This is a genomic window from Aliidiomarina sp., assembly GCF_047920995.1.
Taxonomy (GTDB): domain Bacteria; phylum Pseudomonadota; class Gammaproteobacteria; order Enterobacterales; family Alteromonadaceae; genus Aliidiomarina.
On the sequence record NZ_JBLRWZ010000003.1, the window covers coordinates 91,809 to 116,166 of the forward strand.

The window sequence follows — 24,358 nt, forward strand, 5'->3', positions numbered from 1 at the left end:
CCGCGCTCGCGCAATGAAGGAACAGTGCTAATGCGTTCAACCGATTACTACGCCGCTATCGATTTAGGCTCTAATAGCTTTCATATGTTGGTAGTTCGCGTAGTAGCAGGTTCTATTGAAGTGGTATCAAAAACACGTCGTAAAGTGCGTTTGGCGAGTGGCTTAACCAACAATGGTGGCCTCTCAGCAAGCGCCCGTGTTCGTGCCCTCGATTGCTTAGCGATTTTTGCCGAACAAGTAAAAGGCATTCCCGCAGAGAATATTACCGCCGTGGGCACCGCTACACTGAGAAAAATCAATTCGAACGATCCTTTTCTGGCACAAATTCAGCAAACCTTAGGCCACCCCTTGCGGGTAATTAGTGGTGAGGAAGAGGCTGCTACAATATTCCAAGGTATTGCACATACCACCGCCCATAATGGCCGGTTGCTAGCGATCGATATAGGCGGAGCCAGTACCGAGCTAGCGTTAGGGCAAGATTTTCAGCCTCAGCTATTACGCAGTTTAGATTTTGGTTGTGTAACTTGGAATACTCGTTTTTTCCCAAACCAACTCATTAGCGAGCAAGGTTGTAGCGATGCAATTGCTGAGGTAACAAGTATTACTGCTGAACATGCGCCGCTTTATCGCGAGCATGGTTGGGATGTTGTTCTGGGTGCATCAGGAACCTTTAAGGCACTACAAGAAGTAGCCTTCGCTCGAAAAATGGCTGGGCTAATCACATTACCTTGGCTTGAAGAGTTGCTAGAAGAATCATTACAGTTTACCAATATCACTGAATTGGATATCCGAGGATTACTAAGCAGCCGCCAACCAACCTTTATTTCCGGTTTATGTATACTGATCGGCCTTTTCCGAGCACTGCAGATTGATAGCCTTGAAGCCACCGAAGGAGCGCTTCGCGAAGGGCTTATTTTTGCATTGCTAGAGCAGCGGTTGCAAAAGCCCTTCACGGGTATGTTTAAAAGCTAATTTACTTAGCCAAATCCTGCGCTACGCGCTTAGCGAAATAGGTAAGAATGCCATCGGCGCCAGCGCGTTTGAAGGCTAACAGTGATTCATGGATTACCTCTTCGCCAAGCCAACCATTTTCAATTGCCGCCATATGCATCGCATATTCACCGCTAACTTGGTAGGCAAACGTAGGTACTTTGAAGGTGTCTTTCACGCGGCGCACTACATCTAGGTATGGCATGCCCGGCTTCACCATCACCATATCGGCTCCCTCTTCAATATCAAGAGCTACCTCATGCAATGCCTCGTCTGAGTTGGCGGGGTCCATTTGGTAAGTTTTCTTATCAGCACCTTTTAAATTGCCAGCTGAACCTACCGCATCACGGAATGGGCCGTAGTAGTGAGAAGCATACTTAGCCGAGTACGCCATAATTTGTACATTCACATGGCCCGCCATTTCTAACGCTTCACGAATAGCACCAATGCGGCCATCCATCATATCGGAAGGTGCCACCACATCAGCGCCGGCCTCAGCGTGGGAAATCGCCTGTAATTTTAGTATTTCCGTGGTGATGTCATTGAGCACATAACCATCGTCATCAATAATGCCGTCTTGGCCATGGCTAGTGAATGGATCAAGGGCAATATCCGTCATTACGCCTAGTTCTGGCACTGCCGCTTTAACTGCGCGCACCGCTTCTTGCGCCAAGCCATCTGGATTGTAGGCTTCCTCTGCCATCAGCGATTTCGCCTTAGCAGGAGTAACCGGAAACAGCGCGATCATTGGAATACCCAACGCATGCACTGCTTTTGCTTCAGCAACCAGCAAATCTATCGAAAGCCTCTCGATACCCGGCATTGAAGCAATCGCTTCACGCTGGCCTTCGCCAGGTAATACGAACATCGGATAAATTAAATCAGCTACAGAAAGCTGATGTTCAGCTACTAAGCGCCGGCTAAAATCGTGCTTACGCAAGCGGCGTAAACGCCGAATCGGGAAACCACCGTAGGGGTACATACCATATCTCCATGAACAACATGCTTGCGAAACAACACAAACAATAAAACCACAATCCGCGCTAGGCACGAAACAATAATTTCATTGCTATTGTAAACCGAGCTAGTTCCGAATACACGTAATGCATGTACAGTAATGGTGGTTTATTTGCTTAGCGCTTGCGCTGCACCGTGTCTGCCATGTTCTCACTCGACATATGGCGTACGTCTTTACCGTACACATTATAAATGATGTATTCGGCAATATTTTGACAACGATCCCCGATACGCTCCAAAGAGCGAGCCGACCACACCACATCCATAATCTTCGGAATACTGCGCGGATCCTCCATCATATAGGTCATTAACTGCCGCATCATAGCCTCATACTGGCGATCGATATTGCCATCTGCCTTGTGCACTTCAAACGCCGCCTCGCCATCCATACGCGCGAAGGCATCTAAGGCTTGGCGCAACATATGAATTACCAACTGCCCCAAGTTTTCTAAACTCACCAATAAATGTTTCTGATCGCTACTGAAACTCTCTTTTGCCACTCTGGCTAAGCGTTTTACTTCATCACCAATGCGTTCCAGATCGGCAATCGTTTTTAAAGTTGCCACAATCAAACGTAAATCACTGGCCGTTGGCTGGCGTTTGGCAATAATGCGTGTGCAAGCGCCATCAATATCCATCTCCAATGAATTGATCTTCTTGTCGTTTGAAAGCACCGCATCGGCTAATTCGCCATCATTGCTCTCAATCGCCAGCAATGCATCGGTTAGCTGCTTCTCAACCATGCCACCCATCGAAAGCACCGCGTTACGAACGCTTTTTAGTTCGTTGTCGAACTGTTCGGAAATGTGTTTGCCTTTATTTTCCATAACTCACCTCTATCGCGCTTAACCGTAGCGTCCGGTAATGTAATCTTCAGTTTGTTTTTTCGCCGGCGTGGTAAACAACGTATTGGTGTCGGCGTACTCTATCAATTCACCCATATACAAGAAGGCTGTTTGGTCTGAAACCCTTGCTGCCTGTTGCATATTGTGGGTAACGATCACAATGGTGTATTGCTCTTTGAGATCGTTAATTAACTCTTCAATTTTCAGCGTTGAAATCGGGTCCAAAGCGGATGCTGGTTCATCTAGCAGTAATACTTCAGGCTCAATGGCAATGGCACGCGCAATCACCAAACGCTGCTGCTGACCACCAGACAAACCAAAGGCATTGTCGTTTAAGCGATCTTTCACTTCATCCCATAAGGCAGCGCCACGCAGCGATTGTTCAACTACTTCATCTAGGGTGCGGCGATCATTTACACCTTGCAAACGCAACCCATAAGCCACGTTTTCGTATATCGATTTCGGGAATGGGTTCGGCTTCTGGAACACCATACCGATTTGCCGGCGCAACTCGGCTACATCTACACCAGGCTTATAAATATTATCGCCATCCAACAAAATCTCACCGGTAATGGTGCAGCTATCCACCAAATCATTCATCCGATTAAAGCAGCGTAACAAGGTTGATTTACCGCAACCCGAAGGCCCGATAAAAGCGGTTACTCTCTTTTCAGGAATTACTAGATCAATCCCCTTCAACGCCTCGTCTTTGCCGTACGATAAGCGTAGATTTTTCACTTCCAATTTGCTCGGCAAGCTATTGATATCTACTTCACTCGGCGCCGACAAATGGGTTTTAATGGTTAGCTTTTCAGTTTGTTTTTCCATAGTATTCACTTTGCTCTCAAGTTGAATTCATTGCAGCGATTCGGCAACTCGGATTAATCCGAGTCACTGCGATACTTTTCACGCAAACGGTTGCGGATACTAATTGCGGTTAGATTCAACATCACAATCAACAGCACTAAAACTAAGGCGGTTGCGTAAACCAAAGGCCTTGAGGCTTCAACGTTCGGGCTTTGGAAGCCCACATCAAAAATATGGAAGCCTAAGTGCATAATCTTCCGCTCTAAGTGAATGAAAGGGAACTCGCCATCTACTGGCAAGTTTGGCGCCAGCTTCACCACACCTACCAACATTAGTGGCGCTACTTCACCGGCCGCACGCGCAATGGCAAGAATTAACCCTGTCATCATTCCCGGCGTTGCCAACGGCACTACCACACGCCATAAGGTTTCTGATTTCGTTGCCCCAAGCGCCAGCGAACCCTGCCGCACGGTACTTGGAATCCGGGCTAAACCTTCTTCGGTAGATACGATTACCACCGGCAAAGTAAGTAAGGCTAAGGTTAAAGACGCCCAGAATAAACCTGGGGTACCATAGGTAGGTGAAGGCAACGCTGCTTCGTAGAATATCCGATCGATGTTACCACCAAGGAAATAAACGAAGAACCCTAAACCAAACACCCCAAATACAATAGATGGTACGCCAGCAAGGTTATACACGCTGATACGGATGATACGGGTAAGCGGCCCCTGCTTGGCGTATTCGCGCAAGTATATGGCGGCCAAAATACCGAAAGGCGTTACCATAATCGACATAATAAACACCATGGTAATGGTGCCGAATATAGCTGGGAAAATACCGCCTTCAGTATTCGCTTCCCGCGGTTCGGTAGTTAGAAACTCCCAGATTTTGGCAAAATACTGACCAAACTTAGCCATCAACGACATATCATTCGGCTGAGTAATAGCAATGATGGTGCTCAGGTTTAGAGTTACTTCGCGTCCATCGGTCATGCGCATCACCAACGCATCGCGGCGACGCTCCTGCTGCAACGCGTCCATTTGTTGCCGCAGCACATCGTATTCAGCATCTAACGCAGCAGTTTGCTGATCCAACTCCGCGCGGCGCGCAGCAACCTGAGCTTCATCTAAGCCCTGCAATTCCATGCCGCGCAGTTCCAAGCGAATGCGCTCCATTGCTGTGTTAATGCGCCCTACTTCCCGGCGTTCAATTTGGCGCTGCTCATTAGCACGCGATATTGCACGTTCTAGCGCTACCGACAATTGCTCAGGAAACGCTTCTTCATCGGCTGTTACCGTTACTAACCCATCGGTCATTAAAGCAACTGGAAAACCATAGAAATTTCCCCACTCTCGGCGCTCAACCACAAATGCGCCTTTCGGGTAATTCACCGTTTGCATGGTATTACCAAAGTGCCACACAAAATCGGTACCGAGTTGATCCCGGTTGCCTTGCTTGAACAAGTACCGCGTTACCAAATCTTGGTCTTCATCGATTGGATTACCGCCTTCTCGGGCCAAAGTGGCAGTGATCGTTTCACTGCGCACTATCTCGCCCATTACCGAACTTACTTCGCCAGTGCGAAAGTTGGTGATTTCCACTTCGGCTACATTACCGGGCCAAAAATGGCTGAGGCCGCGCACGGCGATCAAGCTGAGAAGCCCAACCACCATCACAATACTAATAGTTACCGCACCGCCGGTTAACCAAATCCAAGGTGTACCGCTTCTAAACCATTGTTTCATCGTTTATCTACCCCTTGTAATTACAGGCTGCTGTAACGTTTACGTAATCGCTGACGAACCACTTCAGCGATAGTGTTTAGAATAAAGGTGAAGGTAAGTAGCACTAGTGCGGCTAAGAACAAAATTCTAAAGTGCGTGCTGCCCACAGCAGTTTCTGGCAACTCCACTGCAATGTTGGCCGACAAGGTGCGCATACCTTCAAAGATATTGAAGTTCACGATAGGGCTATTACCCGTTGCCATTAATACAATCATGGTTTCACCTACCGCCCGGCCGAAGCCAATCATAATCGCAGAGAAGATACCGGGGCTGGCAGTGGGGATAACCACACCTAGCACGGTTTGCCATGGCGTAGCCCCAAGTGCCAATGAGCCTTGGGTTAAATGCCGTGGCACGTTGAACACTGCATCTTCAGCAATAGAGTAGATAGTAGGAATAACGGCAAAGCCCATCGCTACACCAACCACCATGGCGTTGCGTTGATCGTAGGTAATGCCGTTATCGGTAAACCATTGCCGCATGCTGCCATCGAAGAACCAAATTTCAACGTAGGGGCTAAGGGTTACCATGCTCCAGCCAAAAACCAGCACAACTGGCACTAGAATGGCGGCTTCCCAGCCATCTGGAACGCGGTTGCGCAGCATTACAGGAAGATAGCGCCACAGAAACGCCATCAGTAACATAACGATGGGCATCCCAATGAGCAACGAGAATACTGCCGGCAGGTTATTTTCCATAAATGGTGCCAACCATAAGCCAGCTAAGAAGCCCAAAATAACCGTAGGCAAGGCTTCCATGATTTCGATAGTGGGCTTCACCATGCCACGCAGTTTCGGCGTCATGAAGTAAGCCGTGTAGATAGCACCCATAATGGCCAAAGGCATCGCGAACAACATGGCAAAGAACGCCGCTTTTAACGTACCAATCGATAGAGGCACTAAGCTGAATTTAGATTCAAATTCATCACTGGCCGACGATGATTGCCAAATATATTCTGGATCAGTGCGCCCCTCGTACCAAACCTTGTTCCACATCGCTGAGAACGAGATTTGCGGATGACGGTTCCACAGTTCGTTTACGTGCAACTGGTTGCTCTTATCCAATACCATTATGCGACGATTAACGGGCGATAAAGCGATACCTTGTACCGGTTCATCCAGCAACTGCTGTTGCAATAAAGTACGGGCAGACGTGCCGTAGTGCACACCAATGCTGCCCTTAGCATCACCAACAAGAAACCCTTTCCGTGTATGTTCGGGGGCAATATGCGTAATAGCAGCCTGATGCGATTTGAAATCACGAATACGAACGAGTACGCGGTTGTTCTCATCATCGCGCACCAAGAACCACTGACTTAGTGTTCCCTTATCGGTACCCACGATAATCGATACTGAACCCACTAGAAAATCCATGGCAGTAACATATTCACCTTCTGCCGCTCTAATGCTATGTACTAATTCAGGTTCACGAGGGTTGCGAATATCAATGTAGTGCAGATAGCCGGCAGTATCCGCCACAAACACGCTGCGCATTTCTTTATCAACCAAAATGCCCACGGGAGCAGCTGGCAACTCAGGAAGAATGCCACGGGATATCTGGGTTTCAACTTCGCCAGTAAAGAGGTTTTCCCGCGTTGTAAGGCGCGCCGTAACATAACGGCCATCATCGGTATAGCCTACCAACATCGCCGAGCGAGCGCCGCGAGTGCTTTCTTGTAGGCTCATCAGCGTAATTGGCCGCCCTTCAGGATCAAGTTGAATAGGCTCGTTGCCATAGGGGCGAGCAATAGATGGCGTAATTAAACGCTGATCGTCTGGAAAAGTTATTTGGTATTCTGCGCGGGCTAAAGTAACACTACCGTCGGTATAGGCAAAACCAACCAATCCACCAATATCTTCACCTTTCGCAAAGGTGCTAATAGCGGCACCTTCGTTGCCAGTAACTTGGTCTTGATAACGCACCTGACCGGAATCAAGCGCAAAGAAGGTAACCTGGCCGCCCGCATCAAAATTGAGGCCCAGCTCTTGGTAACGCTCTATAGTGAGGTGTAAGGAGGGTGATTCACCAGGCAGCTGGAAGGTTGTTTCATGAGTAACCTCAGCACCTTTAAAAATCGGCATTACCTCATAAAACAGGTAAATAAATATCGTTGCTAATGATAACACCACACCGAATCCGGCAGCAGTAATTCCCCAGCGCGAGAAACCATTTTTAAACATCCGAATACGGCGACGCTTGGCGCGCAACTCCGAATTCGGCAATCGGGACTCACGCGTAGGGCGCAGTGAGCTAGCAGTAAAATCTGTCATGATACGAAAGTCTCATTGTGGCAGATAGATGGATATCTTGAACGCAAATATAGTCAACTATTGTGACAGCAATATGACAGCAACATAAAAACGTCACATATTTGTCATATTTCCTTTGTCTATTAAATACAAAAAGAGGCACGTTTTGTGCCTCTTTTATGGTGCATAACATCATCCAGTTATTGCACGTTCAATTCACCGCGAATACGCGCTGCCAATGATTCAGGCAATGGCACGTAACCGTCACGGTCAACAACTTCTTGGCCTACTTTTGAGTACAGCATTTTTACGAATTCGCGCGTCATTGGATCGAAATCACGATTTGGGTGCTTGTTTACATACACGTACAAGTAACGGGCGAGTGGATAATTGCCGGTAGCAGCATTCTCTGCTGTTGGTTCGAAACACTCGCCGCCTTCGGTTGCAGATAAAGCGATAGCACGAACACCAGAAGTACGGTAGCCAATACCTGAGTAACCAATACCGTTTAATGATTCAGTTACACCTTGTACTACAGAAGAGGAGCCAGGCTGCTCATTGATGCTCGATTTGAAATCACCGCCGAACAAGGCGTTGTCTTTAAAGTAACCGTAGGTGCCAGATACAGCATTACGGCTGTACAAAGCGAAATCACGATTCGCCCATGAACCAGTTAAACCAACTTGACCCCAACGAGTAATATCTTGCTCATAACCACCGCGGCGAGTAGCAGAGAAAATGGCATCAACTTGTTGCAATGATAAGCACTCAATTGGGTTATCGTTATTTACGTATACCGCCAGCATATCTATAGCCACTGGCATAGCGTATGGTGCATAACCATGGCGCGCTTCAAAAGTTTCGATTTCAGATTGGCGCATCGCCCGACTCATTGGTGCGAAGTTCGCTGTTCCTTCGGTGATAGCCGGCGGCGCAGTTGATGAGCCAGCACCTTGAATTTGTACGTTTACATTTGGATAGAACTTATTGAACTCTTCAGCCCACAACGTCATTAAGTTATTCAACGTATCTGAACCGATAGAGTTCATGTTGCCAGATACACCAGACACACGCTGATACTCAGGTAAACGGGGGTCAACACTCGCTGACGCTGAGACGCTCATAGTGAACACTGCGGCCGTTAGAGTTGCTATAATTGTCTTCTTCATGTCTCTCTCCAGTTCCTATAGAAGGCACAGATATTGCGAATTAAACTGGAAGTATCATAGTGCTGTAATGTGACAATTAAATGACAGTGGCAGTTTTTCCAATGTTTGCGACATCGCAATCAACTACAAGTAACAATTAGCTCATAATATAGGTAACTGCCTGCCCCTGCCTTTTATCGCGATTATTTAGTTGCCTCCGGCCAAGCCGAAAATACCCGTATCGCATTGGTAGTGGTAAGGGCTGTTAATTCTTCCGCAGTTTGCTTACGCAATTCAGCCACTTTAGCTAATACCCACGGTAAGTTCGCGGGTGTGTTAGTACCGCTTTTCGGCTTTGGCCTAATCGTTCGGGGCATTAAATAGGGAGAATCAGTTTCTAATAACAACCGGTTATCATGGATGTGCGGCACCGCTTGCTGCAAATCAAAACCACGACGCTCATCACATACCCAACCGGTAATGCCAATATAGCAATCACGCTCTTGATATGCTGAAAGTGCGGTTTTATCGCCAGTAAAGCAATGCACAATTACCGCTGGCAGTTGTGCAATGTACTGATCTAAAATTGCTAATTGATCACCAATGGCATCGCGTTCGTGCAAATAAACCGGCATTGCCAACTCTGCTGCAAGCTCAAGTTGCGCTGCAAATACCTTTCGTTGCACATCTGGCGGAGAAAAATTGCGGTTATAATCGAGGCCGCATTCACCAATAGCTCGCACCTGCGGATGCTGGGCTAAGCTGCGCAATTGCTCAATAAAATCAGCGCTAACAGATTTAGCATCGTGCGGGTGCACTCCAGCGGTGGCGATGCAACCTAGCAATTGTTCCGCTAATTGCACTGCCGCAGTGGATGCATCAATACTGGTACCAATAATTACATTTCGGGTTACGCCTACGGCGCTAGCATTTGCAATTACCTCAGCAGCTCGCTTATGAAGCGAAGCTGCAGTGAGGTTCACGCCAACATCAATAAGCCCCATAGCAGATTAGTTACTAGGCCGAACGCGCATGCGTCTATTTGAGCCATCGGTACCGAGAAAGAAGCCACCAAAGCGAGCAGGTTCAATATAATACTGCTCGCCTTCGCGTACCGCAAAATTACCATCTGATGAAATCTGTTCCCATACTTGGCCATTATCTAAACGCACTCGTTGCAAGCCGCGTGGGTTTTGCCATACTTCGGCAATAGTGTAATACGTTTTTTCAGTAGGTGGTCGGTTTTTACGCGCCTCTTCTTCTGCCTGTTGTTGCGCAGCTTGCCGTTGCGCCTGTTCTGCTCGTTGTTGAGCCAATCGCCGTTCTGCTTCCTCGGCACGCCTTTCCGCGGCTGCTGCTCGTTCCTCTGCCTCTTGCTGCGCCCGCTCAGAGCGCTCTTCACCACGAGCTGCCCCTGGCGGAATCTGTTGATTAGCGCCGCGCCCCTGGCCAGCGCCTCGTTGGCCTTGCTCTGCAGGCCCTCTAGCTGCAGCGGGTAACTCTGTTACCAACTGATCAAAGCAAGTGAGCCGCTCAATGGCACTATTAATGCGCGCACAGGCTCTGAGTTGTTGCGCGAGTTGATGTTCATCTTGAGCTCGCTCATTTGCTTGTGAGTTACCTTGCCCCGCCACTACCGGCGTTGCTAACACTACAAATCCCGAGGCGAGGGCTACCACCGCTCCTTTAAATTTCATGTTGAATAGCTTATTCATCAGTTTATTCCTCTTCGGTTGTGATGCTTTTTTTCGTATAGAACCGCGCTAAAAACACGCCTAACTCAAACAGAATCCACATGGGTACCGCAAGTAACGTTTGTGAAATAATATCCGGCGGCGTAAGCAACATTCCCACCACAAACAAAATCACAATCACATACGGCCGCTTAGCGCGAAGCTGAGCAGGAGTAACTACACCGCTCCAACATAATAGGAGTATTGCTACAGGGATTTCAAAGGCGATACCAAAAGCAAAGAAAATCTTCATTACAAAATCAAGGTAGCTGGAGATATCTGTGGCGATGGCTACCCCTTCTGGTGCCATGCTGGTGAAAAACCCAAAAGCTAACGGCAACACCACATAATACGCAAAGGCAATACCCGCATAAAACAGCAAGCTACTGCTAATCAACAATGGCGCAATAAGCCTACGCTCATGCTTATATAAGCCAGGGGCAATAAAACGCCAAATTTGGTGCAATAAAAAGGGAATGGCCAGTAACACAGCCACCATTAAGGTTAACTTAAAGGGCGCAAAAAATGGCGCACCTACATCGGTGGCAATCATGCTGGTGCCTTCAGGCAAATGCACCATTAATGGCTCGGCTAAGAAACGGTAAAGATCCCGAGCGAAATAAATCAGCGATAAAAATATCAGGGCTACCGCAGCGAATGAACGCAATAGGGTTTTGCGCAGATCTACCAAATGATCAAGTAACCCTGTTTGGCTTTCCATGGTTACTTATCCTTTTTCTCGGTAGCAGCATGAGTAGGCTTCGTTTGCTCAACCGCTGTTGTATCAGCAGCTGGCGTATCGGTATTTGTGGCGTTGCCATCGCTTACACTACTGCCATCGGCTTCCGCTTCCAGCTCAGCAACTGCTTTATCCATATCTTTTGCCGCGTAAGGAGTGCGTACCGAAGCCGCGGCATTTTCTAATTCTTGTAGCGAACGCTTTAGTTCTGGAGATAGGTTCTCCATATCAGCCGCTGATTCAATTTGCTTTAAATGCTCATGCAACTCTTTTACCCGCAGCTCATGGTTAAGCTCGGCTTCCATCTTGCTACCGAACGATTTCACCTGCGCAATCGTACGCTGCAGCGAACGAATAGCGCCCGGCAGCCGCTCTGGCCCCAGCACAAACAGGCCAATCGCAGCTACTACCAATAACTCCCAGAATCCGATATCAAACATTGGCTACGCCTAAATTTGTACTGATAAGCACGTTTGCATTAGTGCTTGGTAGGCTCATCATCATCGTTCTTATCGATTTGCGGCTTGTCTTCGCCTTCTTTCTTCTCTGCATCCATCTCTTTTTTAAAGCCCTTAATTGCAGTGCCTAAATCAGAGCCAAAGCTACGCAAGCGCTTGCCGCCAAACAACAGCACGATAACCGCTAATATAACCAGTACTTGCCAAAAACTTATGCCACCCATTTCATTCCCCTTTTACCAATTGGCAAACTCATGATTAACTTGTTTGCCAAAAATATGCCAGTAATAACATGGGGCCATTACTTACTGTGGCTCCCGAATTTATATGGTTTTCGAATTCCTATGGCTTACAAAACCATGCTTGCAGCCAGCTGAATGCCGCCGCGGCACCGGCAGCTGCAGGCCACAGCACCGTATCACTAGCATACACCAGCATGGCTGCAGATACTGTTAAGCTGGCCGCTAGCAAACTCCACCAACGGCTAATTGCAGCTTTACGTTGATGTTCAATAAACTTTTCCGCCCATTCTTTTTGCGTGTGGCTACCGCGGCGAACTTCTTGCAGTGTATCGTACAGTAAGCCGGGCATTTCTGGCAGTTTCTCGGCCCAAAACGGCGCTTGCTCGCGCACGTTACGCACTAGAGCGCGCCAGCCCATTTGCTCATCCATCCAGCGCTCTAGGAAAGGCTTAGCGGTTTTCCACAAATCAAGTTGCGGGTATAGCTGCCTTCCAAGGCCCTCTACGTACAGTAAGGTTTTTTGTAACAGCACTAACTGTGGCTGCACTTCCATTTCAAAGCGGCGCGCCGTATTAAACAAGTTCAACAACACATGGGCGAAAGAAATATCGGCTAAAGGCTTCTCAAAAATAGGCTCACATACCGTACGAATTGCCGATTCGAACTCTTCCACATTTACGTGGCTAGGCACCCAACCTGAATCAATATGCAGCTCTGCCACTTTGCGATAATCGCGATTGAAGAAGGCTATGAAGTTAGCGGCAAGATAACGCTTATCTTCTTTATTTAAGGTACCCACGATACCAAAATCAACGGCGAAGTAACGCGGGTTATTGCCGGATTTCGGATCAACAAAAATATTTCCCGGATGCATATCCGCATGGAAGAAACTATCGCGAAATACTTGCGTGAAAAACACCTCAACACCGCGTTCAGCTAGCACTTTTAAATCGATACCGCGTTGCTGCAAGGCAGTTATATCGTTGATCGGTATACCGTAGATACGCTCCATAACCATTACATTATGGCGCGTGAAATCACTAAATACTTCCGGAATGTAGAGCAACTCAGAATTAGTAAAGTTACGGCGTAACTGAATCGCATTTGCCGCTTCACGGTCTAGATTCAACTCGTTATACAGCGTTTTTTGATACTCTTTTATTACTTCTACTGGCTTCAAGCGGCGGCCATCTGGCAAATAACGTGCCGCTAATTTTGCTACAGCTTCCATTAATTCTAGATCGGCATCGATCGTGTGGTTGATACCAGGGCGCAGCACTTTTACCACTACCTCTTGCAATGCACCGTTATCGGGCCGCTTAATGGTAGCAGTGTGCACTTGTGCAATCGATGCTGAGGCTAACGGTTGCACCGCAAAATCGGTAAATACATCGGTAATATCTTTCAGTTCAAGCGCTTTACAAACAATAGCTTGGGCTTCTTCGCCAGGAAATGGCGGTACCCGATCTTGCAGCATCGCCAGCTGAATAATCATATCCGGGTGCAGTAAATCTTGCCGCGTTGATAGCATCTGCCCCAACTTTACATACACTGGGCCAAGGGTTTCGAGCGCCAAGCGTAAGCGCACACCAAGGGGCTTATCGGTGTGTTTATTGCGTAGCCAAAAGGCGCAGCGCCGAGCAAACCGCACATACCAAGGCAACCAGCGGCGCGGTATCATTTCATCAATACCGTGCTGTAACAGGGTGCTTAATATTTTATAAAATCGAACTGCTCGCACTAGGCTAACCCTTTTTTATCGTTATTTTGCGGCGCGCTAACAAAATCCTGCGCGCGCTGCTCTAGCCGCGTTAAACGCCGTTCCAACGCTTTCACATCATCGCTTAACAACGCCATACTAAGCGGGCTTGCCGCTACATTATACTCTTGGGTTAAAAACTCACTGGCACGCGTTTGCCATGCCTGCGTGCTGGGTTTCAGGCCCTGAAGCTTTTGTATCGCTTGGCTGGCCCAATAGCCGGGTACATCACCAAGGTAGCTTGCCAATAATTCTTCCCAATCTACATCTAGCTTGGTAAATACATTGGCAGCTTGCTGCGCTAGTACCGGATCTCCCACAATGCTCACGCGGCCACTTTGCAGCATATGCGTAACATTACTGGCATCACTTAACTCTGGTAAATCCGCTAACGCGGCGGTTACTTCGCAATCCACTGCTTCATAAAGCGGGCCCATAAGGCTTACTCGGTCCGCTAAAAACACAATGGTAATAGGGTCGGGCAAGCCTTTCGCCGTTAAACGAAAGCTTTTACCTTGCACTGCAGCCAAGCGCTGCTCTGCCCCTGCATCATTCGCAAGGGCAAAGTTAATCGTGCGTTCAGCACTAGCGCGAAGTACTTGCATAACACTCATTAAAATTTAAAGCCTCGATGCAGTGCTACAATCCCGCCGGTAAGGTTGTGGTAATCCACTTTTTCAAACCCGGCACTCTCCATCATTCCCTTTAGCGTATCCTGATCGGGATGCATGCGAATTGATTCAGCAAGGTACTGATAGCTATCTTTATCTTGCGCGATAAACTCACCCATTTTCGGCATAATATGGAATGAGTACAGATCGTATGCTTTTGAGAGCATTTCTACATTTGGCTTAGAAAACTCTAGCACCAACAAGCGCCCGCCTGGCTTCAACACACGTAACATTGAGCGCAGCGCAGCATCTTTATCGGTAACATTGCGCAAACCAAACGCGATGGTAATTAAATCAAAGGTATTGTCTTCAAAGGGCAGTTTCTCGGCATCGGCCTGAACATAGCTTACATTACCCACAATGCCCTTATCGCGCAGCTTATCGCGGCCCACCCGCAACATCGAATCATTAATATCGGCAAGCACTACCTCACCTGTAGGGCCTACAATGCGCGCAAATTTAGCGGCTAAATCGCCGGTACCACCGGCCAAATCAAGTACTTTCTGGCCTGGCCGAACGCCACTGCAATCAATGGTGTAGCGTTTCCAAAGGCGGTGAATACCAAACGACATCACATCGTTCATCAGATCATACTTACCCGCTACCGAGTGAAATACACCTGCTACTAAGTTCGCTTTCTGATCTTTCGCTACGGTTTTAAAGCCAAAGTGCGTATCGTCGTTTTGGTCGTTCATATTGTTGTTCATGCCCAATGCCTACTACTGAAAATTCTAGCCTAGTGTAAACGATGCAAGCGATTTGCCCAATAACTAAGGGCAGGTATTCCTACACTTGCGCGTAACGATCTTTATCCGGTAACCAGCGCTGCATCAATGCCTCGCTTAAATCTGGGTAATCTACAAACAAACGTTCAGCGAGTGCACGAATTTGTGGCAGCAAATCATGATCACGTACCAAATCGGCCACTTTCATTTGCACCAACCCTGTTTGCCGCGCACCCAAAAGCTCTCCGGGCCCGCGTAATTCTAGATCGCGCTCAGCAATAACAAAGCCATCATTGGTATCACGCAACACTGCTAATCGCTCATTGGCTTGTTGCGAAAGCGGGCTTTTATACAGCAATACACAATGGCTTGCCACCGAGCCACGGCCAACCCGGCCGCGTAATTGGTGTAATTGTGCCAACCCCAAACGCTCTGGGTTTTCGATAATCATCAGGCTGGCGTTCGGTACATCTACGCCTACTTCAATTACCGTAGTGGCCACCAACAAATCCAGTTCATGCGCTTTAAACTGTTGCATCACTGCTTCTTTTTCAGCGCTTTTCATACGCCCATGCACCAAGCCAATGCGCAAATTAGGCAAATACTGCTGTAAATAGGTTGCGGTATCTTCCGCCGCTTGGCATTGCAAGGACTCCGATTCTTCTATCAGCGTACACACCCAATACACTTGCCGCCCTTCGTTCTGCACCGTATCCTGCAAACGCTGAATTACTTGCTCGCGGCGGCTATCCGGAATCGCCACCGTTTGCACCGGGGTTCGCCCAGGGGGCAGTTCGTCAATAATTGAGGTGGCTAAATCCGCATAAGCCGTCATCGCCAACGTACGCGGAATCGGGGTAGCGGTCATTACCAGTTGGTGGGGATGACGGCCTTGCTGCTCACCTTTTTCCCGCAATGCCAAACGCTGATGTACGCCGAAACGATGCTGCTCATCAATAATTACCAACGCTAAATTGGCAAACTGCACAGCGGTTTGAAACAACGCGTGCGTTCCTACTACAAACTGAAGTTCGCCGCTGGCAAGCCCCTGCAGGGTGTGTTCACGAGCCTTACCTTTCAATTTACCGGCCAGCCAACCTACACGAACACCTAAAGGCTCAAGCCACATCGCAAAACTGCGCGCATGTTGTTCGGCTAACAATTCTGTAGGGGCCATCAACGCTACTTGATAGCCTGCTTCCAATGCTGATACTGCAGCAAGCGCTGCAACTAAGGTTTTACCTGAACCTACATCACCTTGCACTAAGCGCAACATCGGCATTTCTTGCTGTAAATCGGCCTCTATTTCCGCTACTACCCGAGCTTGCGCGCTCGTAGGTGAGAATGGCAATTGCGCCAATAATGCTTGCTTCAGTTGCTGCCCTGGCTGAATAGGTGGAGCTTGTACTGCCTGTGCTTGTTGGCGCACATACAACATGCTGAGCTGGTGGGCGAGCAGTTCTTCAAGCGCTAAACGCCGCTGCGCTGGGTGCATTCCCTCCAGCAACTGATGTTGGTCTGCCGATGTAGGAGGCTCGTGTAACACTCGTATCGATTGTTCAAGCGTAGGCAGGCCAGTACGTAAGCTTGCCGGTAATAGCTCGGGCACGCTGCCCGCATTTAGGTAAGTGAGTGCTTGGCTGGCAATATTGCGCAGGGTTAGTTGGTGCACACCTTCTGTGGCCGGATAGATTGGCGTAAGGGTTTCTTCAACTTCAATGGCTGCGCCAGCAGCTAGTGATTTGTATTCCGGATGCACCAACTCGGGCCCGGTTGGGCCAGGCCGAACTTCGCCATACAATTGCAGGGTTGTGCCGGTAGTAAATTGCTTTTGCTGCGCCGCGCTAAAGCGAAAAAACCGCAGCGTAAGAGTGCCCGAACGATCATTTACCCGCACCAACAAAGAACGGCGGCGCCCCATGTGTACTCGATTATCAAGTACATCTGCAACAATGGTGGCATACTCACCCACTCGCAGTGCTGCGATGGGGGTTATTTTAGTACGATCTTGATACCGGGCAGGTAAATGCAACAATGCATCTTGCACCGTGTTCAAGCCCAAACGCGCAAGGCGCTCGGCCATTTTTGGCCCAACGCCTTTCAGGTTGGTAATTGGGATTTCCGCCAGCGCCGCACGTGGCATCTTGTGCTCCTAACGTTTCACGCGAACTAATCGTGCCATTTACGTACCACATCATATAAATCAGTACGGCGATCTTTTAGATTGGTAACCGAGCCTTCGTGGTGCAAATAACGCAATTCATCCAAGTTCAGATCGGAAAACATCAACATTTCCGTGTTCGGTGTAGTTTCCGACATTACTGCATCGTGCGGGAAAGCAAAATCTGATGGCGAGAACACCGATGATTGGGCGTATTGCACATCCAAACTTTCTACCTCTGGCAAGTTACCAACACTGCCACAAATTACCACATAACACTCATTCTCTACTGCTCGCGCTTGGGCACAGTGGCGCACACGCAAGTAGGCATTGCGAGTATCGGTCCAGAACGGCACAAAGAGAATTTCCAAACCTTCTTCAGCCATTAGCCGGCCGAGCTCTGGGAACTCGACATCGTAACAAATCAGAATTCCTACTTTGCCGGCATCGGTTTGAAACACTTTTACGCGATCGCCGCCCTCAATTACCCAATCGCGTTTTTCGTGGGGAGTAATATGAATCTTGCGTTGCTCTTCTACCGAGCCATCGCGGCGGCACAAGTAAGTAACGTTATACAAAGAATCGCCTTCGCTCAGGGGCATTGAACCGGTAATGATATTAACGTTGTAACTCACCGCCATTTGCGACATTTCTTTGCGGAAACGTTCCGTAAATCCAGCCAAGAAGCGAATAGCACTCATCTGCTCACTTTTATCAGTAAGGCCCATAAGCGGGGCATTAAAAAACTCGGGGAACAGCGCGAAATCGCTTTTATAGCTCGATACCGCATCTACGAAATATTCTACCTGCTGCAGTAATTCTTCCACCGAATTTACCGCCCGCATTTGCCACTGCACTGCGCCTACCCGCACATTACGTGAACGCGAGTGAATTACTGTTTCCGAAGCTTCGTAAAGAAAATTGCTCCATTCCAATAAAGTGGCATAGCCCTTCGAGCGCTTATCTTCTGGCAAATACTTGTACAACAAGCGCTTTACCACAAAATCATTGGAAAGCTGGAAGCTTAAAATAGGATCATATACTTCCCGTCGGCGCACTTTTTCAAGGTACTGGCTGGCCGTTATCTCATCCGCGTACTTATGGAAATTAACAATTCGGCCACCCGCCAAAATAGCTTTCAGGTTTTGCTGAATACAGAGTTCTTTCCGCGCATCATATAAGCGCCGGCCCAGCCGGTAGCCGCGATAATCTGGGTGAATTAACACATCGAGCCCGTAGAGCGCATCGCCCTCAGCCTGATTAAGAATTTTATCGCGTTTACTCAGCAAATCGTCGTATTGGTGGGGGTTGCTGAATTTGTCGTAAATAACCTGTACCGTAAGTGCTACACCTACAATCACTCCATTGTCTTCTAAACAAATCTGGCCTTCCGGAAAATCCCGAATAAGTGCATGAATGGTATGCTCTTCCCAAGCACCGCCAATATCATCGTACACTCTATCCATTAACTGCTTTAGCTGAGGATAATCTTCATCGCGCAGATTTCGGAGTTGTAAATGCAGATCTTCTGGGCTCATTGGCTTCCCTCATTGAACTATTTAAGAGCGTTCAGTGTACACCGATTCACCGTAACACGGAAAATATTGCTGGATTTGCTACTTGCATGAATGGCTCAAGATGTTTATGCTTCTGGACGTCTAAACGTACATATGAAATTTCGGTGCGCTGTAGTAATTGGCAGTACACCCTCCATTGAGGATGCAATCAAACTCATGCAACAAACACCCGTAACCTCTGTTCAACCGCGCGCCATTGCATTGCTGCCACTAGCAGTTTTTCTATCGCTGTTTCTCGGCACTGGTATCTATTTTCACCTCAATGGCGTGGAAATGGCGTTCTACCAGCTTGCCAGCCCGGTAGCAATTTTACCGGCTATTATTTTAGCGGTGTTTTTAAGCAAGCAAGAGCTTAATCAGCGCATCCAAACCTTTGTGGAAGGTGTTGGCCACAACAATATCATCACCATGTGTTTGATTTATTTGCTAGCTGGTGCATTTTCTACGGTAGCGGCTGCCACCGGTGGTGTAGATGCAATGGTGGCCCTTGGCCTGAGTATTATTCCGGCATCCTTTATCTTGCCCGGTATCTTTTTAATTGCAGCGGTGGTTTCAACCGCCATGGGTACTTCGATGGGTACTTTAGCTGCCCTTGCGCCCGTTGCCTTAGGTTTAAGCCAAGCCGCGGGTATCAACCCAGCACTAATGGCTGGTGTGCTCGTAAGTGGCGCAATGTTCGGCGATAACCTTTCTTTTATTTCCGATACCACCATTGCTGCAACCCGCACCCAAGGCTGTGAAATGAAAGATAAGTTTCGCGCCAATTTACGCATTGCTGTGCCGGCCGCGGTAATTACGGTAATTGTATTGGCGTTCTTCGATACGGGAAATGCACCAATAGAAGTTCCAGAGGCCAATTATTGGCTGGCGTTACCTTACTTCTTTATCATCGCCCTCGCGGTAACCGGCTTAAATGTATTCGTAGTGCTTACACTTGGTATTATTCTGGCGGCGCTGTTTGGCATCGTGGCGGTAGATTATGAAATTGTGGCATTTAGCCAAGATATCTATACCGGCTTTGCCAGCATGCAGGAAATCTTCTTGCTTTCGCTATTAATTGGTGGCTTATCGGCACTCATTCGCCAGCAAGGTGGTTTAGCGTTTTTATCAAATACTGTTGAACGCATCACTAGCCGGTTAAGTAAGCGCCCAGAGCGTTCCGCTTCGTTTGGTATCGCAGGCCTTACCGCCTTTACCAATCTTGCCGTTGCCAACAACACCGTTACCATTTTGCTATCTGGAGAAGTAAGTAAAAGGCTTGCTAAAGAAGGCAATGTAGCGCCTAAACAGGCGGCAAGTTACTTGGATATCTTTGCGTGTGTGGTGCAAGGAGTGCTGCCTTATGGTGCACAAGCATTATTAATGGGGGCTACTTTCGGGATTTCGCCATTAGCGGTTAGTGTAAATACCTTCTATTGCTTTATTTTAGCAGTGGTAGCCGTTGCTACTATCCTGATCATCGGGCCCATTCGGGCTAACACAGATACGCCCGTAGAATCGGCTGCGGAAAGTACTTCCTAACAGGTCACTTGGGTAAACTAAACACAGCGATACGCATACGCTTATCGCTGTGTTGTACCCTTCAGCAGGGCGTTTTCCTCTGCAAGCGATAATGTTGCCCCGGCTCCCAATTGTAGAAGCACTGCATCTACCACCGGTGATGCCGATGCTACCCCGTACTCACCTAATTCTGGGCTCGCTTGATACGCTGAAGCAATTACTTGCCAGGTTTTTTCTGCACGACACGCAACCTCTTGCCTAACTCGTTGGTTGCTCACTAAATAGCTACGGCATAATTCGTTCGTTGCAGTAGTAAATGAGAACTGCGCTTGCAGCTCATCACCTGATGCTAACACTGTGTATTCACCACTTGGCAATGAATTCAGCACCTGGTTGAATTCTGCCCATTGCGAGTTTTCCGAACGCATCGGATTTTCCAACAGCAGGCTGCCAGCCGTAACCCCTACAATTAACGCCACACTTGCCGCCATGGCGATATGATCACGCATAAAGTTTTCAGTTTTACGCCAGATGCCAAACGCCACTACGTTATTTGCGGCTGCATCCGCGGCTTGCGCTTCCGGCTGTGCGAAGGGCGCCGTTACCTTTTCCAGCAATGCTTGCGGCGCAGGCACACGGTCGATGTGGTGAATGAATTCGCACACACTCGTATCAACTTGGCTTAATATTGCCAATCGATCCGCCAATGAATCATCATTTACAATGCTCTCGCGAATCGCATGCATTTTCTCCGCTGGAAGCTCTTGGTCTAAAAAAGCCGATAGCTCTTCATCAGAATAATACATTAGTGTAACTCCTCTGTTTTACCGTAGAGCTGTTTTGCTAACGCTCCCCGCGCTCTGGCAAGGCGGCTCATTACAGTGCCAATCGGAATCTCAAGTGTTTCCGAAACTTCGCGATATGACATACCTTGCATCGCAACCAATGCCAAAATAGCCTTCTGATCTTCCGGCAGTAACTGCATTGCATTGCCTACCGCCTGCAATTCCTGTTGCAGCTCAATGGTTTTTCCTTCGTCTACTTCTTGCGTTTGCGCCAGCTCGCTATCAAATCGTGTGTTCTCGCGAACCTTGCGTGATCTAAATTCATCAATCCATAAATTGCGGCATACACGAAACGCCCATTGCAGTAATACGGCATCTTCAGGTATCGGCTTGGTTAGCAGCTTTTCTACCGTTTGTTGCGCTAAATCATCTGCATCCGCAATTGATGTTGTTAAAGAAAATGCAAAGCGCCGTAATGTGGGTAGCACGCTGGCTATTTCCGCCTGCAATGCCGAACTTTTCCGCATGATCGAATCCTTATAAAGCTATATAACAAGCATGCCTACATGCACTGTTAACGATTCACAGTGTAAGTTATTCCTTAAAACAAACATAAAATGAAATAAAGTATGCACTGATTCGTTACTATAGTAGAAGTAACGTACTACAGAATTAAGCCCTGTACTGCGAATCATATTGAGGCATTGAAATACATGAAGTTAGTTTTACGCGCGTGGCGTTACGGCATTCTCTTTGTTGCCCTTGTTATGGCCACAAGTGCCGTTGCGCAACAACGGCCTACATTACCTATTCCACCGGTGCCTACGCCGGCGGAGCGAGCGGCTGAACGCAATATTGAGCGGGCCGCACGACAAATAGAGCGTATTGAGCGAGCACGCACTGTAATTCCGGATTCCGCGCAACAGCGTATTCTTGCAGCTGCAGAGAATGGCGCAGAGCTCGCCTTCACTCTCGCCGCCCTGCCTGAGCACGTAGGCAACCTGCCGGCGCAGCTGCGTATCATTGATGCCAAGGGCTTTGAACGCTTCATTGAGGTGGAAATAGAGCCTGGCCGCCGAGCGATTGAACGCGAATGGGTGTTACTAATCGATTATGAAGATCGCCAAGTATTCGCTGAGCAAGCGCCAGAATTATGGCGTTACCTAAGTAGCTACCAACCATTAACAGCGCTAGGCCAAGTGATGCTCAGTTTCTCCGTACCTCGGCATTTAGATAATCGCGAAGGTGTAGAGAGATTGTTACCTGCGGCCTATCATCCTTACCTCGATAGAAATCACGTGTATCAGGCAACCAGTTCAGCGCAGCCTCGCCAAGAAAATCCCCCCGAATTAACATGGCCTGCTGATGCAGTTTGCAATGATAACGTTCGCATTGGCGTGGTAGATACGCAATTGCAGGAAAACCATCCCGCTTTTAAAACAGCTCTTGCAGAGCAGCGCTTGGTTCGCAAAGCGATTCTTGATACCAGTATTACTCAACAGCAACATCATGGTACTGCGATAACCAGCTTATTGATTTCGCAAGCTAATGAGCTGCAAGGGCTAGTGCCCAATGCGCACATTTTTCATGCCGAGGCATTCTACAGCCAATCGCCAGAACATCAGGGCGCTACGCTTACGCATTTACTCAGCGCACTCAATTGGTTAATTGAAAGCAATGTGCAAGTGGTTAATTTGAGCCTCACAGGCCCTGCTAATAATACGTTACACAGTGTAGTTCGCAGGCTGTATGCAGAAAATATCACCATTGTAGCGGCCGCCGGCAATGCCGGGCCATTTGCTGAGCCTTTATATCCGGCTGCATATCCGGAAGTGATTGCGGTAACGGCCGTAGATAAATCGAAGAACATCTATCGCTGGGCAAATCAGGGGGAGTATATAGAGTTCTCAGCATTCGGTGTTGGCGTACTTACTGCGCAAGCTGAAGGTTTTTGGGGCGAAGAATCAGGAACTTCAATCGCCGCACCGGTTGTAAGCGCGTTTGCGGCTTGCCATGCACAAGAGAGCGTAGAAAGCACCAGAGCTAGTTTGCGTGAACACGCAAGAGAAATGGGTGCCACAGGCCGCGATAGCGTGTTTGGCTTTGGCCTACTGCACCCGTAAAACAATTAGAAATGCAGTGCAACACCCAAAGAAATGCGTGTTTCTGAATAATCTGCGCTGGCTAAATTAGATTGATAATCGCCATGTTCAAGCTGGGTAATTGCCATTAAACGCTGCCAAACCGGAACTTCAAAGCGAGCATCCAGCACGTTGTGCCGATCTTCGCGGGGCTGCTGCAGCCCTAATGCATTGCCGCGATAATCACGCTCGTGAATTCGATAACCTACCTGGAATCGCGCATCTTGATTAAGCCAGGTAAACCGGTGTGAATAGCGTAATCTTAGCGTGCTCCCCTTGTAAGAGAACATATCCGAACGCGCTTTTTCATCATCGAAATTACCACCGAAAAGCAGGAAGCTTTTGCCGGCATTAAAAAAGTAAAACGCATCTACAGAGAATCCTTGAGTATCTGCATCACGTTCTGGGAATGCCGCCAGCGATTTTTCAGCTTGGTTGTATGCCCCACGTAAATACACCGCATCACCAATCATGCGAGCAGCGTAAATGGAATACTGATTCAGGCTCAGAAATGAGTTACCACCAAGCGTTGCATCGGCATAATAGTAATTGCCACCAAGGGTATATACATCGAAATCGTAACTTACATCGGCGAATAACAAATGCAGCATGAGATCGAACTCGCCATAATCTCGATAACGACGATCCGTAAGCTGATAGCCAAAATCCAGATTCCATGATTCAGCTGGCTGCCAATATGCATGAATACTAAAATCCAGCACTGTGGCCATATCTGCCTCATCAACCGAGGTATCAATCTCACTTACCGTTACGTTGCTGTTGTACTCGCCAGCAATACCAAGCTTGATGTCAAAATCGAAGTTACTTCCTGAATCACTCGCCCAGGAATATGGCGCAACGCAGAGCAACATGCTTGCGATACTTACTGCCAAAAGTGTAGGGGATTGTTTGCTCATCACTATCTCCGCGTTTGTTGCTATCGATTATAAGCAAATAAGGGGAGGCATAGCCTCCCCTTATTTGCAATATAGTTTGGCGATATACGTGTTCAGTATAGATTAACCGC

At 48.1% G+C, this 24,358-nt stretch carries 21 protein-coding genes and 1 pseudogene; 3 read left to right on the plus strand and 19 right to left on the minus strand.

Translation table 11 applies throughout. The annotated features are described in order from the left end of the window. Positions 1-30: 30 nt before the first annotated feature. A complete protein-coding gene (locus tag ACNA7P_RS01660) occupies positions 31-972 on the plus strand; it encodes a hypothetical protein (protein ID WP_416256862.1) in 942 nt (313 codons plus the stop codon). 1 nt (position 973) lies between these two features. On the opposite strand, the gene hemB is transcribed toward ACNA7P_RS01660, so the two are convergent. The 16 genes and pseudogenes from hemB to ACNA7P_RS01740 form a co-directional block, all read right to left on the minus strand. After that, complete coding sequence (hemB, locus tag ACNA7P_RS01665; protein ID WP_416256863.1) at positions 974-1,972, minus strand: porphobilinogen synthase; 999 nt, start codon at positions 1,970-1,972, stop codon at positions 974-976. Between the two features lie 151 nt (positions 1,973-2,123). After that, entirely contained in the window at positions 2,124-2,834 is a 711-nt protein-coding gene (phoU, locus tag ACNA7P_RS01670; protein ID WP_416256864.1) for a phosphate signaling complex protein PhoU, read from the minus strand. A gap of 18 nt (positions 2,835-2,852) precedes the next feature. Then, positions 2,853-3,596, minus strand: a pseudogene (pstB, locus tag ACNA7P_RS01675) (phosphate ABC transporter ATP-binding protein PstB); the annotation flags it as partial. Positions 3,597-3,733: 137 nt separating this feature from the next. Next, on the minus strand, positions 3,734-5,404 hold the full coding sequence (gene pstA / locus ACNA7P_RS01680; RefSeq protein WP_416256865.1) for a phosphate ABC transporter permease PstA: 1,671 nt from the start codon (positions 5,402-5,404) through the stop codon (positions 3,734-3,736). A gap of 20 nt (positions 5,405-5,424) precedes the next feature. Further along, positions 5,425-7,713, minus strand: coding sequence for an ABC transporter permease subunit (locus ACNA7P_RS01685; RefSeq protein ID WP_416256866.1), 2,289 nt, complete (start codon positions 7,711-7,713; stop codon positions 5,425-5,427). Positions 7,714-7,892: 179 nt separating this feature from the next. Next, positions 7,893-8,861 carry a PstS family phosphate ABC transporter substrate-binding protein gene (locus ACNA7P_RS01690; protein WP_416256867.1) on the minus strand — a complete coding sequence of 323 codons (969 nt, stop codon included), beginning with the start codon at positions 8,859-8,861 and terminating at the stop codon, positions 7,893-7,895. A 182-nt stretch (positions 8,862-9,043) separates the two neighbouring features. After that, a complete protein-coding gene (locus tag ACNA7P_RS01695; protein ID WP_416256868.1) occupies positions 9,044-9,844 on the minus strand; it encodes a TatD family hydrolase in 801 nt (266 codons plus the stop codon). A 6-nt stretch (positions 9,845-9,850) separates the two neighbouring features. Beyond that, complete coding sequence (locus ACNA7P_RS01700) at positions 9,851-10,537, minus strand: hypothetical protein (protein WP_416256869.1); 687 nt, start codon at positions 10,535-10,537, stop codon at positions 9,851-9,853. A 22-nt stretch (positions 10,538-10,559) separates the two neighbouring features. After that, positions 10,560-11,294 (minus strand): twin-arginine translocase subunit TatC, encoded by a 735-nt coding sequence (gene tatC / locus ACNA7P_RS01705; RefSeq protein ID WP_416256870.1) that lies wholly within the window; start codon positions 11,292-11,294, stop codon positions 10,560-10,562. A gap of 2 nt (positions 11,295-11,296) precedes the next feature. Beyond that, complete coding sequence (tatB, locus tag ACNA7P_RS01710; protein ID WP_416256871.1) at positions 11,297-11,752, minus strand: Sec-independent protein translocase protein TatB; 456 nt, start codon at positions 11,750-11,752, stop codon at positions 11,297-11,299. A gap of 38 nt (positions 11,753-11,790) precedes the next feature. Beyond that, on the minus strand, positions 11,791-11,994 hold the full coding sequence (gene tatA, locus ACNA7P_RS01715; protein WP_416256872.1) for a twin-arginine translocase TatA/TatE family subunit: 204 nt from the start codon (positions 11,992-11,994) through the stop codon (positions 11,791-11,793). A 118-nt stretch (positions 11,995-12,112) separates the two neighbouring features. Beyond that, entirely contained in the window at positions 12,113-13,753 is a 1,641-nt protein-coding gene (gene ubiB, locus ACNA7P_RS01720; protein WP_416256873.1) for a ubiquinone biosynthesis regulatory protein kinase UbiB, read from the minus strand. Beyond that, the gene (locus ACNA7P_RS01725) at positions 13,753-14,376 is read right to left on the minus strand and encodes a ubiquinone biosynthesis accessory factor UbiJ (RefSeq protein ID WP_416256874.1); all 624 of its coding nucleotides are present in this window, start codon (positions 14,374-14,376) and stop codon (positions 13,753-13,755) included. The genes ubiB and ACNA7P_RS01725 overlap by 1 nt, the downstream gene beginning before the upstream one ends. 8 nt (positions 14,377-14,384) lie before the next feature. Continuing rightward, positions 14,385-15,137 (minus strand): bifunctional demethylmenaquinone methyltransferase/2-methoxy-6-polyprenyl-1,4-benzoquinol methylase UbiE, encoded by a 753-nt coding sequence (gene ubiE, locus ACNA7P_RS01730; protein WP_416256885.1) that lies wholly within the window; start codon positions 15,135-15,137, stop codon positions 14,385-14,387. A 91-nt stretch (positions 15,138-15,228) separates the two neighbouring features. Further along, complete coding sequence (recG, locus tag ACNA7P_RS01735; protein WP_416256875.1) at positions 15,229-17,310, minus strand: ATP-dependent DNA helicase RecG; 2,082 nt, start codon at positions 17,308-17,310, stop codon at positions 15,229-15,231. A gap of 26 nt (positions 17,311-17,336) precedes the next feature. Next, positions 17,337-18,866: a GNAT family N-acetyltransferase gene (locus ACNA7P_RS01740; protein WP_416256876.1), complete on the minus strand. Its 1,530-nt coding sequence runs from the start codon at positions 18,864-18,866 to the stop codon at positions 17,337-17,339. Positions 18,867-19,061: 195 nt separating this feature from the next. Between ACNA7P_RS01740 and ACNA7P_RS01745 the strand changes: the two genes are divergently transcribed. Continuing rightward, complete coding sequence (locus tag ACNA7P_RS01745) at positions 19,062-20,426, plus strand: Na+/H+ antiporter NhaC family protein (RefSeq protein ID WP_416256877.1); 1,365 nt, start codon at positions 19,062-19,064, stop codon at positions 20,424-20,426. 41 nt (positions 20,427-20,467) lie between these two features. On the opposite strand, the gene ACNA7P_RS01750 is transcribed toward ACNA7P_RS01745, so the two are convergent. After that, on the minus strand, positions 20,468-21,211 hold the full coding sequence (locus ACNA7P_RS01750; RefSeq protein ID WP_416256878.1) for an anti-sigma factor family protein: 744 nt from the start codon (positions 21,209-21,211) through the stop codon (positions 20,468-20,470). Continuing rightward, the gene (locus tag ACNA7P_RS01755; protein ID WP_416256879.1) at positions 21,211-21,717 is read right to left on the minus strand and encodes an RNA polymerase sigma factor; all 507 of its coding nucleotides are present in this window, start codon (positions 21,715-21,717) and stop codon (positions 21,211-21,213) included. Before ACNA7P_RS01755 ends, ACNA7P_RS01750 begins: the two co-directional genes overlap by 1 nt. Before the next feature lie 186 nt (positions 21,718-21,903). Here ACNA7P_RS01755 and ACNA7P_RS01760 point away from each other — a divergent pair, with 186 nt between their 5' ends. Next, complete coding sequence (locus ACNA7P_RS01760) at positions 21,904-23,313, plus strand: S8 family serine peptidase (protein ID WP_416256880.1); 1,410 nt, start codon at positions 21,904-21,906, stop codon at positions 23,311-23,313. A gap of 5 nt (positions 23,314-23,318) precedes the next feature. Here ACNA7P_RS01760 and ACNA7P_RS01765 read toward each other — a convergent pair whose 3' ends face one another. Continuing rightward, complete coding sequence (locus tag ACNA7P_RS01765; protein WP_416256881.1) at positions 23,319-24,248, minus strand: hypothetical protein; 930 nt, start codon at positions 24,246-24,248, stop codon at positions 23,319-23,321. Between the last annotated feature and the right edge of the window lie 110 nt (positions 24,249-24,358).

Coding starts and splice junctions, on each gene's coding strand:
- ACNA7P_RS01660 (WP_416256862.1), top strand. CDS start 31: ATGCGTTCAACCGATTACTACGCCGCTATCGATTTAGGCTCTAATAGC.
- hemB (WP_416256863.1), bottom strand. CDS start 1,972: ATGTACCCCTACGGTGGTTTCCCGATTCGGCGTTTACGCCGCTTGCGT.
- phoU (WP_416256864.1), bottom strand. CDS start 2,834: ATGGAAAATAAAGGCAAACACATTTCCGAACAGTTCGACAACGAACTA.
- pstA (WP_416256865.1), bottom strand. CDS start 5,404: ATGAAACAATGGTTTAGAAGCGGTACACCTTGGATTTGGTTAACCGGC.
- ACNA7P_RS01685 (WP_416256866.1), bottom strand. CDS start 7,713: ATGACAGATTTTACTGCTAGCTCACTGCGCCCTACGCGTGAGTCCCGA.
- ACNA7P_RS01690 (WP_416256867.1), bottom strand. CDS start 8,861: ATGAAGAAGACAATTATAGCAACTCTAACGGCCGCAGTGTTCACTATG.
- ACNA7P_RS01695 (WP_416256868.1), bottom strand. CDS start 9,844: ATGGGGCTTATTGATGTTGGCGTGAACCTCACTGCAGCTTCGCTTCAT.
- ACNA7P_RS01700 (WP_416256869.1), bottom strand. CDS start 10,537: ATGAAATTTAAAGGAGCGGTGGTAGCCCTCGCCTCGGGATTTGTAGTG.
- tatC (WP_416256870.1), bottom strand. CDS start 11,294: ATGGAAAGCCAAACAGGGTTACTTGATCATTTGGTAGATCTGCGCAAA.
- tatB (WP_416256871.1), bottom strand. CDS start 11,752: ATGTTTGATATCGGATTCTGGGAGTTATTGGTAGTAGCTGCGATTGGC.
- tatA (WP_416256872.1), bottom strand. CDS start 11,994: ATGGGTGGCATAAGTTTTTGGCAAGTACTGGTTATATTAGCGGTTATC.
- ACNA7P_RS01725 (WP_416256874.1), bottom strand. CDS start 14,376: ATGCAAGTACTTCGCGCTAGTGCTGAACGCACGATTAACTTTGCCCTT.
- ubiE (WP_416256885.1), bottom strand. CDS start 15,137: ATGAACGACCAAAACGACGATACGCACTTTGGCTTTAAAACCGTAGCG.
- recG (WP_416256875.1), bottom strand. CDS start 17,310: ATGCCACGTGCGGCGCTGGCGGAAATCCCAATTACCAACCTGAAAGGC.
- ACNA7P_RS01740 (WP_416256876.1), bottom strand. CDS start 18,866: ATGAGCCCAGAAGATCTGCATTTACAACTCCGAAATCTGCGCGATGAA.
- ACNA7P_RS01745 (WP_416256877.1), top strand. CDS start 19,062: ATGCAACAAACACCCGTAACCTCTGTTCAACCGCGCGCCATTGCATTG.
- ACNA7P_RS01750 (WP_416256878.1), bottom strand. CDS start 21,211: ATGTATTATTCTGATGAAGAGCTATCGGCTTTTTTAGACCAAGAGCTT.
- ACNA7P_RS01755 (WP_416256879.1), bottom strand. CDS start 21,717: ATGCGGAAAAGTTCGGCATTGCAGGCGGAAATAGCCAGCGTGCTACCC.
- ACNA7P_RS01760 (WP_416256880.1), top strand. CDS start 21,904: ATGAAGTTAGTTTTACGCGCGTGGCGTTACGGCATTCTCTTTGTTGCC.
- ACNA7P_RS01765 (WP_416256881.1), bottom strand. CDS start 24,248: ATGAGCAAACAATCCCCTACACTTTTGGCAGTAAGTATCGCAAGCATG.